This window comes from Mesorhizobium silamurunense, from assembly GCF_014843825.1.
Lineage (GTDB): Bacteria > Pseudomonadota > Alphaproteobacteria > Rhizobiales > Rhizobiaceae > Mesorhizobium > Mesorhizobium silamurunense.
On sequence record NZ_JHQR01000205.1, the window covers coordinates 1 to 10,392 of the forward strand.

Annotated in this window: 8 protein-coding genes and 1 pseudogene; 2 read left to right on the forward strand and 7 right to left on the reverse strand. The window is 65.8% G+C overall.

The features are described from left to right. Positions 1 to 2,321, reverse strand: a 2,321-nt coding sequence (locus tag DH10_RS22815) for a TIGR02302 family protein (RefSeq protein ID WP_192385365.1), incomplete at its 3' end; no start/stop codon positions are given. 114 nt (positions 2,322 to 2,435) lie between these two features. Further along, entirely contained in the window at positions 2,436 to 3,392 is a 957-nt protein-coding gene (locus DH10_RS22820) for a threonine/serine dehydratase (RefSeq protein ID WP_192251445.1), read from the reverse strand. Positions 3,393 to 3,442: 50 nt separating this feature from the next. Here DH10_RS22820 and DH10_RS22825 point away from each other — a divergent pair, with 50 nt between their 5' ends. Continuing rightward, on the forward strand, positions 3,443 to 3,745 hold the full coding sequence (locus DH10_RS22825) for an ArsR/SmtB family transcription factor (RefSeq protein WP_192251442.1): 303 nt from the start codon (positions 3,443 to 3,445) through the stop codon (positions 3,743 to 3,745). 7 nt (positions 3,746 to 3,752) lie between these two features. On the opposite strand, the gene lysA is transcribed toward DH10_RS22825, so the two are convergent. The 3 genes from lysA to argH form a co-directional block, all read right to left on the reverse strand. Beyond that, complete coding sequence (lysA, locus tag DH10_RS22830) at positions 3,753 to 5,021, reverse strand: diaminopimelate decarboxylase (RefSeq protein ID WP_192251439.1); 1,269 nt, start codon at positions 5,019 to 5,021, stop codon at positions 3,753 to 3,755. Between the two features lie 51 nt (positions 5,022 to 5,072). Beyond that, positions 5,073 to 5,279 (reverse strand): LPS translocon maturation chaperone LptM, encoded by a 207-nt coding sequence (gene lptM / locus DH10_RS22835; protein ID WP_192251436.1) that lies wholly within the window; start codon positions 5,277 to 5,279, stop codon positions 5,073 to 5,075. Positions 5,280 to 5,352: 73 nt separating this feature from the next. Beyond that, the gene (gene argH, locus DH10_RS22840; protein ID WP_192251433.1) at positions 5,353 to 6,753 is read right to left on the reverse strand and encodes an argininosuccinate lyase; all 1,401 of its coding nucleotides are present in this window, start codon (positions 6,751 to 6,753) and stop codon (positions 5,353 to 5,355) included. 36 nt (positions 6,754 to 6,789) lie between these two features. Between argH and tlpA the strand changes: the two genes are divergently transcribed. Continuing rightward, positions 6,790 to 7,473 carry a thiol:disulfide interchange protein TlpA gene (gene tlpA / locus DH10_RS22845; RefSeq protein WP_192251430.1) on the forward strand — a complete coding sequence of 228 codons (684 nt, stop codon included), beginning with the start codon at positions 6,790 to 6,792 and terminating at the stop codon, positions 7,471 to 7,473. 52 nt (positions 7,474 to 7,525) lie between these two features. Here the strand turns inward: tlpA and DH10_RS22850 are convergent, their stop codons facing one another. Beyond that, positions 7,526 to 9,967 (reverse strand): bifunctional diguanylate cyclase/phosphodiesterase, encoded by a 2,442-nt coding sequence (locus DH10_RS22850; protein WP_192251427.1) that lies wholly within the window; start codon positions 9,965 to 9,967, stop codon positions 7,526 to 7,528. Between the two features lie 130 nt (positions 9,968 to 10,097). Beyond that, positions 10,098 to 10,392: pseudogene (locus DH10_RS22855) on the reverse strand (endonuclease/exonuclease/phosphatase family protein); the annotation flags it as partial.

Below are 10,392 nucleotides of genomic sequence, written 5' to 3' on the forward strand. Positions count from 1 at the left end.
CGCAGCGCCTCCAGCGCGCGGCCCTGGTGGCCGACCGCCTCGTCGCCGTCGCCCTCGCCAAGCGACTGTTCGGCGTCGCCCATGGATTTGCCGGCCTCGCCGAAGCCCTCATTGGGCTCCATGCCCATGCCTTCGAGGCCCTTCTTCAGCTTGTCGAGCTCGCTCTGCAACTGGCCCTGGCCCTCCTGCAACTGCTTCAGCGCGTCGGAGAATTCCTGCTGCGTCATCGGCTTCTGCCGGCCGAGCGGGTCGCGGTCGTCGCCGGGGCCGGGCTTCTGCCCGTCCTGGGACTGGCCCTGCTCGCCATCCTCGCCAAGCTGCTCGTCGCGATTTGCACCGCGCTGCCGCTCGCCGCGCTGCATCTGGTCGAGGCGGAAGGTGTCGTTCATCATCTCCTGCTGGCGCCGCATGATCTCGCCCAGCTTGTCCATCTGCTGGCGCATCTCGCTGTCCTGCTCGCCGCCCCGCTGCTGGCGGCCGGCCTGCAGGTTGTTCATCATGTCCTGCAGCTCCGACAGCAGCTGCTGGGCCCGGTCGCGGTCACCGGATTTGGCGAGGTTCTCGATCTCGTCCATCATCCGGTTGATGTCGCTCTGGCGCAGTTCCCGGCCGTTCTGCTGCATCTGTGGCGCGTTCGGGTTCTGCTGCGCGCGCTGGGCGAATTCCTGCAGGAACTGGTTCATCGCCTCGCGCAGTTCCTTCATCGCCTTGTTGAGCTCTTCGTCGCTGGCGCCGTTCTTGATGGCGTCCTGCAGCGCCTGCTGCGCCTGGCGCAGCCGCCGCTCGGCGGCCGAGAGATTGCCTTCCTCGATACCGAGCGCGATCTCCCACAGATAACCCACCTCGCTGCGCAACTGGTCGTCGGTCCCGGAAAGCTTCAGCCGGCTCCTCGCGCTCATGATCGCGAGGTAATGCGACATGTTGTCGAAAGTATCCTCCGGACGCAGCGTGATCGCGTCCATCAGATCGAGCACGCGCGGCTTGGCGTTGGCGTCGAGCGCCAACAGCCGGCGCTGCTCGATCACGGCGCGCGCCAGCGGGTTGGAGAAGGGCCGCTCCGGCATCACCAGCGTCCTGGTTTCGCTGGTGGCGGTATGGCCGGCATCGTCGGTGGCGGTGAGCGTCAGCTTGATGTTGCTGCCGGCCCAGACATGCTCGGTCAGATCCTTGGTCGTCTTGGCCGCGTTCGCCTTGCCGCCGCGGCGCGGCAGCGTCAGCGGCATGTCGGGCGGGCCATAGAGCGGATGGGCATTGGCCGGCGGCGGATCCGACAGCTCGAAGACGGCCTTGGCGGAGGCCGCGCCGTAATCATCGTCGATCTGGTAGTTGAGCTCGATGGCGCCGTTGACGGCGCGCTTCGGCTCGCCGACGAAACGGATCGTCGGCGGCTTGTCCGGAATGATGGCAAAGGCCCATCGGCCGAGGTCGTCCTCGCCGGACTTGAGCGTCAGCGTGCCGTCGGCGTTCAGCTTGCCGGAGAATTGGCGCACCTTGGATCCCGTCTGGGCGGCGGCGGGCGTGACACCCTTCGGCGCGGCCGGTTCGATGGCGCGGTCGTTGCCGTTTGCGTCGGCATAGTTCAGCGTCTCCTCGCCGGTTCCGCCGGTGACGCGCAGGGAGACGTCGCTGCCCTGCGGGACGCTGAAGGTGCGCGCGGCCTGATTGACGTCGGCGGTCAAAAACAGCGGCGGCTTGCCGGTATAGGCGGGCGGCGTCACCCAGGCATCGATGCGCGGCGGCACGGTATCGCGCGCGGCGCTGGCGACGAAGCCGTCGCTGATCCTGCCGCCGAACGGTCCGAATGAGAAGGCAAAGGCGGTGACGAACAGCAGTCCCACCACGGCCCGCAGGCCCCAGCGGTCGTAATCCGGCACGCTTGTGCGCGGCCTGTCGGCGCCGAGGCTGGAGAGCCGCTCGGCCATGCGCTTCTGGTGCTCGCGCCACAGTGCCTGCGAGAAAAGGCTCTCCGCGCCGCTTGGCCGGTCGGTCTGCACCTGCACGGGGCTATGCAGCAGCTCGTTCGCCGCCTCGATGCGCCGGTCGACCTCGGCGGAGGAAGGAATGCGGAAGAAGCGCAGCGGATAGAGCGCCGCCAGCGCCGAGATAGAGAACAGGATCAGGAGGCCGATCCGCGCCAGATCCGGCAGGCGCTGAAACAGGCCCAGCCACGAGACACTGAGGAACAGGCCGGCGACCACCGCCAGCGGCAGCAGCAACGGCCAGCCACGCTCGAAGATCATCGAGGCCCGCGTCGCCAGCCGGCTCAAGGCAAGACGCCCGGCCAAACCGCGTTCGCCGCTGGAAGTGGGTCGTTCCGTCATCGGCCCTTCCTGCCCGGGCGGGATAGCCCGAACCTCATGAGCAGAAGAATACCAGCAAACACGGCAAAGGCGAGGCGGGTTCCGAAATCGTGAAGAGGTTCGCCCCGGTTATGGTCAGAAATTCGCGGGATTTGTGTTGGAGCCGCAGACCAGAACGGCCACGCGCTCGCCAGGCGCCGGTGTGTAGCGGCCGGAAAGCACTGCGGCGAAGGCGGCGGCCCCGCCGGGCTCGGCGATGATTCGGGCGCGATCCCAGAGCGCCTTCTGCGCCGCCACGATGTCGTCGTCGCCGACCAGGATCGAGCGCTCGACGAAGGCCTCGGCGATCGGGAACATCATTTCGCCGACACGCTTCGGCGCCAGCGAATCGGCGGCGATCCCCTCGGCCGGCGCATCGACCGGCTTGCCGGCCTCGAACGCGCGGTAAAGCGTCGGCGCCCCCTCGGGCTCGATGGCGACGATGCGGATGCGACCCGAGAACCAGGCGGCGATGCCGCCGATCAAACCGCCGCCGCCGACGGCGACGAGAAGCGTGTCGAGCTCGGGGAGGTCGGCTTCGATCTCAAGGCCGAGCGTGCCCTGCCCGATGAGCGTTTCTTCCTGGTTGAAGGCATGGATCTGCAAGGCGCCGGTCTTTTCGGCAAAATCTTCGCTGGCGGCCAGCGCCTCGGCGTAGCGCGCGCCCCCGACGACCAGTTCGGCACCGTAGCCGCGGATGCGCTCCAGCTTCGCCGGCGGGCTGACCTCGGGCACGAAGATGGTGGCCTTGTGGCCGAGTTTCATGGCGGCATAAGCGACGGCTGCGCCATGATTGCCGCCCGAAGCGGCGACGACGCCGGCTTCCGGCACCTGCCGCTCGAGCAGGTTGGTGAAGGCGCCACGCGCCTTGAACGAGCCGGAATGCTGCAGGCATTCGAGCTTCAGATCGACCGGAAAGGCCGGCTGGCCGAAGTCAGCCATGTCGACGCGCATCACCGGCGTGTGGCGGACATATGGGCGGATACGCGGTTCCACGGCGGCAATGCGTTCGCGCGTGATCGTCCCTTTGTCCAGCGTGCTTGTTTCCAGCATGAATTGCTCCTCGGGATTGACTTCAATTAGTAACTTAGCAAAATGGCTAAATGCAAGAGGTCGAAATCTTCAAGGCGATGGCTAACGAGCGTAGGCTGCAGATCCTCGATTGGCTGAAGGATCCGCGCGCGCATTTCCCGCGCCAAGCCGATGGCGATCTGGTCGAGGACGGCGTCTGCGCGCTGCTGATCGCCGAAAAGCTCGGCATCACCCAGGCCACGCTCAGCGAGCATATGCGCGTGCTGACCCAGGCGGGCCTGCTCAGCGCCAAGCGCGCCAAGCAATGGATATTCTATCGCCGCGACGAGGATAGGATCGCCGAAGCGAAGGCGCTGATCCAGCAGAGGATCTAGCGCTTCGCTACTTCAGCCAGTCCGGCAGCGAATCGAGCCCGATCAGCTCCTCGTAGGTCTGGCGCGGCCGCACGACATGGAAGCGGTCGCCGTCGACCAGCACTTCCGGCACCAGGAGCCGGGTGTTGTAGGTGCCGGCCTGCACCGCGCCATAGGCACCGGCGGTGGCGACGGCGATGAGGTCGCCGGCCTCCAGCCTTGGCAGATCGCGGTCGAGGCCGAGGAAGTCGCCGGTCTCGCAGACGGGCCCGACGATATCGACCTTCATGCGCGGCGTGGCGGCCGGCGGCTGCACCACCGGCTTGATGTCGTGGAAGGCGTCGTAGAGCGTCGGCCGGATCAGGTCGTTCATGGCGGCGTCGACGACGAGGAAGTTCTTGGCGTCGCCTTCCTTTACGTAGATTACCTCGGAGACAAGGATGCCGGCATTGCCGACGATCAGCCGGCCAGGCTCGAACATCACCTTCAGGCCGAGCCGGGTGACGTGCTTCCTGACGATCTCGGCATAGGCGTCTGGCAAGGGCGGCGGGCTGTTGTCGACGCGATACGGGATGCCGAGGCCGCCGCCGAGATCGACATGCTCGATGGCGTGCCCGTCGCTGCGCAGCACGCCGACGAGTTCCACCAGCAGCGCGAAAGCGTCGTCGAAGGGCTGCAGCTCGGTGATCTGGCTGCCGATATGGGTGTCAATGCCGGTCACCCGGATGCCGGGGAGCTCCGCCGCGCGGGCATAGACCTGGCGCGCCCGCTGCCACGGGATGCCGAACTTGTTCTCAGCCTTGCCGGTCGAGATCTTCTTGTGGGTCTTGGCATCGACATCCGGATTGATGCGCAGCGAAACAGACGCCACCTTGCCGAGCGCGGTCGCGCGCGCCGACAGCAATTCCAGCTCCGGCTCGGATTCGACGTTGAAGCAGAGAATGCCGGCCGTGAGCGCGAAGTCCATCTCGCGCGCGGTCTTGCCGACGCCCGAAAACAGGATCTTGCTCGCCGGGATGCCGGCTGCCAGCGCCCGGCGCAATTCGCCTTCCGACACCACGTCGGCGCCGGCGCCTTGTCTCGCCAGCGTCTTCAGCACTGCCTGGTTGGAATTGGCCTTCATGGCGTAGCAGACCAGCGCGTCGAGGCCGGCAAAGGCTTGCCTGAAGACGCGGAAATGCCTGGTCAGCGTCGCGGTCGAATAGCAATAGAAGGGCGTGCCGACGCTGGCGGCGATATCGGGGATGGCCACATCCTCGGCGTAGAGCACGCCGTCGCGGTAGTCGAAATGGTTCACGGAAAAGGTCCGAAAATTGGAGCACGATGAGATCGGATGATCTCATCGACTCTAGAGCAACGGGTCGAGAATGAACTTCTTGTCCTTGACCGGTTTCTCCGGCTCGGGCGGCAGCGGCTGTTTCGCCTTTTCCGCATCCTTGCGGGCCTGGACGGCAGCCTCGTAAGGCGTATCGAGGCCGCCCCTCCTGCCGCAGGCCGTGACGGTGACAACCGCCGCCAGCAGCGCGAGCGTCACCAAAATCCTGCCTCGGGTCATCGATCCATCCGTTCGAAACTGTTTTGTCCAGCCGCCGCTTTTAGCCGAGTTTTCGGCGCATTGCATCCCGGCATTACGCCTTGGCGAGCCGCTTTTTCCAATAGCGGATCTGCTTCTTCACCTCGGACGGCGCGGTGCCGCCGAAACTAACGCGGCTCTTCACCGAATTCTGTACGGCAAGCACCGAGAAGATGCCCTCGGTGATGCCGGGATGGATCGAGCGCAGGTCCTCCAGCGAGAGCCTTTCCAGCCCGACCTTCTTCTCCTCGGCAAGAGCGACGGCGCGGCCGGTGACGTGATGGGCCTCGCGGAAGGGGAGGCCGAGATTGCGCACCAGCCAGTCGGCAAGGTCGGTCGCCGTGGCATGACCGGCGCCGGCGGCCTTCTTCATGGCGGCGGCGTTCACGGTCATGTCGCGCACCATGCCGGTGGTGGCGGCCAGCATCAGGTCGAGCGTCTCGGCGGCGTCGAAGACCGATTCCTTGTCCTCCTGCATGTCCTTGCCGTAGGTCAGCGGCATGCCCTTCATCACTGTCAGCAGGCCGACCAGATGGCCGTTGATGCGACCGGTCTTGCCGCGCACCAGTTCGGCGGCATCCGGGTTCTTCTTCTGCGGCATGATCGAGGAGCCGGTGGAGAAGGAATCCGAGAGCCGGACGAAGCCGAATTGCGGCGTCGACCAGATGATGATCTCCTCGGCAAGCCGCGACAGGTGCGTGCCGCAGATCGCGGCGATCGACAGGAACTCGAGCGCGAAGTCGCGATCGGAAACGCTGTCGAGCGAATTGCGCATCGGCTCGCGGAAGCCGAGCGCCTTCGCCGTCATGTGGCGGTCGATGGCGAAGCTGGTGCCGGCAAGGGCGGCGGCGCCCAGCGGGCTTTCGTCCATGCGCTCGATGGCGTCGCGAACGCGCGAGAGGTCGCGGCCGAACATCTCGACATAGGCCATGCAGTGATGGCCGAAGGTCACCGGCTGCGCCGCCTGCATGTGGGTGAAGCCCGGCATAACGGTTGCGGCATGCTCCTCGGCGCGTTCGAGGAAAGCGGCGATCAGATCCTTCAGCGCCCGGGCGACGCGCTGGCATTCCTCCTTGACCCAGAGCCTCAGATCGACGGCCACCTGGTCGTTGCGCGAGCGGGCGGTGTGAAGCCGCCCGGCGGCCGGGCCGATCAGGTCGGCAAGGCGCGCCTCGACATTCATGTGGATGTCTTCGAGCTTGGTCGAGAATTCGAACCTGTCAGCTTCGATCTCTTTCAGGATCGTGTCCAGGCCGTGAGCGATTTTTTCTTGATCGGCCGCCGAAATAATGCCCGTTTGCGCCAGCATCTCGCTGTGGGCGATCGATCCGCGAATATCCTGCGCGTAGAGTTTGCGGTCGAAGGAGATCGACGCGTTGATCGCTTCCATGATCGCGGCCGGACCCGAGGCAAAACGTCCGCCCCACATCTGGTTGCTGGCCTTCTTGTCGCTCATCGCTATAACCCGTGCTCTGGAGCAGTTTTTAAGAAAATGGCAGACGGCAATAAATTCTTCCCGGCCCCGCGCCTCATCCTCGCCGCCCTGGTGGCGGGCGTGCTGGCCGGCGCGGTCGCGGTATATGTCAGCGAGAGCGGTTCTGGCAACAACGCCCCGTCCCAGGCCGCCGCGCGTGCCGACGGCAAGGACGACGTCGCCTGCAAGGCCAAGGCCGAGCATGCCAGGCAGGTCGCGGCAAAGGCCGTCGGCCAGGTCGCGGCGCTGCAGCCCGCGGACCCGCCGCAATCGCTGAAGAGCCTTGCCTTCAACGGACCCGACGGCAAGCCGATGACCATCGCCGACCATGCCGGCAAGACGGTGCTGCTGAATCTTTGGGCGACCTGGTGCGCGCCCTGCCGCGCCGAAATGCCGGCGCTTGATGCGCTGCAGAAGGAAAAGGGCGGCAACGCCTTCGAGGTCGTCGCGGTCAATGTCGACACCGGAGACGACGCCAAGCCGAAGAAATTCCTCAGGGAAATCGGCGTCGAGACGCTCGGCTATTATCGGGATCCGACGATAGCTTTGTTCAACGAGGTCAAGACGCGCGGGCTGGCGCTGGGTTTGCCCGTCACCATGCTGATCGACGGCGAAGGCTGCCTGATCGCGCATATGAACGGCCCGGCGGAATGGTCGAGCCCCGACGCCAAGCGGCTGGTGGAAGCCGCGCTCGGACCGTGATCCCGAACGAGTGAAGCCGGGTTTGCGTCGCTGACCTTGGATCGAATAACCGTCAGATCGAGCGCGATGCTGCGGCCGGTTCCAGCATCAGAATGCTGCCGCCGCGCGACATGACGCGATCGTTGGCAGCCGGCGCCGGCACGCCGGTGAGCTCGCTGAAGGTTTCGATCGGGCCTGGCCTACCGAGATAGTATCCCTGGCCGATCTCGCAGTCCTCAGCATCGAGGAAGCGCAATTCGTCGAGCGTCTCGACGCCTTCGGCCAGAACCGGCAGGCCGAGGCCGCGCCCCAGCCCCAGCACGGCGCGCACGATGGCCGCGACCTGGCCGTTCCTGTCGACCGATTTGATGAAGGACCCGTCGATCTTGATCTTGTCGAAGGGGAAGGCGCGCAGGTTGGACAGGGACGAATAGCCGGTTCCGAAATCGTCCATCGCGACGCGGACACCAAGCGCCTTGACCTGCCGCAAGGTCGCCAGCGCCCGCGGCATATCCTTGATAAGCGCCGTCTCGGTCACTTCAAGCTCCAGCCGGCCAGGCGCAAGACCGGTGCGGAGAAGGATCTCGTGCACTTTGCGGCTGAAATTCGGGTTGTGGAGCTGCACCGCCGAGACGTTGACGGCGATCGTCAGCGGATTTTTCCAACGCGCGGCTTCCCCGCAAGCCGTCGCCAGCACCCATTCGCCGATCTGGGCGATGCCGCCGCTGTCCTCGGCCACAGGAATGAAAACGGACGGCGGGATATTGCCGCGTTCGGGATGATGCCAGCGGATCAAGGCTTCGAAACCGATCATCTTGCCGCTGCTGATCTCCTTCTGCGGCTGGTAGACCAGCCGGAACTCGCCGCGCGCCACCGCCTGGCGCAGATCATGCTCCATGGCGCGCCTGTCGCGCGTCTCCGCACCCATCGAAGCCTCGAAATAGCGGTAGGTGTCCTTGCCCTCGGCCTTGGCGCGGTAGAGCGCCGTATCGGCATGGCTGACCAGCGCCGCCTGCTCGTCGGCATCCAGCGGGCAAAGGGCGATGCCGATGCTCGCCGACACCAGCTCACCGCCGGGCGACAGCTGGCTCTCCTGACGCAGCTTGGAAAGCACCGCCTCGGCGATGCGGCCGGCTGCCTGCGGATCGGGAAGGTTCGGGGCGATGATGGCGAACTCGTCGCCGCCGAGGCGGGCGAGCATCTGCCCTTGGCGGAGCACGCTCGAAGCGCATTGCGCCACCCTTTGCAGCACGGCGTCGCCGGCGGCGTGACCGAAGAGGTCGTTCACTTCCTTGAACCGGTCGAGGTCGAGAAGCATGAGCGCGAGCTGCCCGCCCTTGCCGTTGCCGCCCGCCGCGGCGATCTCGGCTTCGAGCCGGCCGGTGAAGCTGCGGCGATTGGCAAGCCCGGTCAGCGGGTCGAAATGCGCGAGGCGAATGATCTCCTGTTCGGCCTTCTTGCGCTCGCGTATGTCGCGGACGGCGACGACGTTGTGGGGCTTGCCGCAATAGTCGATGCTGCGGGCGATCAGCTCGACGGGGATCCGGGTGCCGTCCAGGCTGCGCAGCTCGGCTTCCTGCGCCTGCGCGTTGCCGCCGGCGATGCTGGAGGCGATCCGCTCGCCGAAGAGATCGCCAAGCGTCATCGTGTTCAGCGTGCCGGCGGCGATGCCGCTCAGCGCCGCGATGCTGTCGTTGGCGCTGACGATGCGGCTGCCGTCGCAGACGATCAGCCCTTCCACGGCGGCATTCGCCAGCCCATGCATGCGTTCGGCCTCGACCCGGTGGCGGCGGAAGCGCAGATCGATGCGGAGCGCGGCGGCCGAGAGCACCAGGATGATGATGCTTGCCGTGGCGGCGGCGAAGGCCTGCGACATCGGCGCGATCGTGAATTGCGAGATCTCTATCGATGAGTCCGGGTAGATCGAGACAGCCGCCATGGCGATGAAATGCAGGGTGCAGATCGCCAGCGTCAAAAGGACGGCGGCGGCGATCGTCGCCAGGGTCGACGGTCGCCGCAGCACGACGATCAGCGAAAGCGATGCAAGCGTGACGCCCGCCACCAGCGAAAGCGCGACGAGCAGCTCATTCCAGACGATCCTGCCCTGGACCTCGAACGCTGCCATGCCCGTATAATGCATCGTTGCGATGCCGGCGCCGAGCACGGCGCCGCCGACAAGGTAGTGATCGATGCCGCCGCGTATGGTGGCGATCCACATTCCCGCGGCGGTCAGGATGACGGAAGCGGCCAGCGACAGCGCGGAGAGCTCCGCGTTATAGGCGTTGGGTATTCCCGGCGTGAAGGCGACCATGGCGATGAAATGCGTCGCCCATATGCCAAATCCGGTGGCCGTGGCCGCAATCAGCAGCCAGGCATAGCGATTTCGACTGGTCGATTGCTGGACATGGCGAAGAAGATTGACCGCAGAAAAAGACGAAATTCCGCAGATCAGCGCCGCAAGCGCGACCAATCTCAGATCGTGCTCATGCACGATACAATTATAGACGGTCAACATCTTGCTTCACCTGATCTTCCCGCATCAATCAAGTCGAGATTGATTAGGGCTCGACGACTGAAGAATCGATTAGCGCGCCCGCAACTGCAGCGGGCCTCTCAGGTTGTATTGTGCGGCGCCTGACCAGCCGTCATTCAAGGTGAACGGTCACGACGATCGCGTCATGCTCGGCGCTCGGGCTGCCATCGGGCAACAGTGCCGGCAAAGTGGCCGGCGCGCTTGCCACCAGGTCACGGGTGAAGAACCAGTCGATGCGGCCGATCGGCGTCGGATCGCCGGCGGCGCGCCGCTGGGTCGGCCGGTCGAGCGTGTTGGCGTCGCGCCAGCTGTAGCCGCGTTCGGCAAGCAACTGGAACAGCGGTTCGCGGCGTACCACCTCGATCAACCGATCGGGTTCGGCCGCGATCCGCGCGCGCCATGCGGCC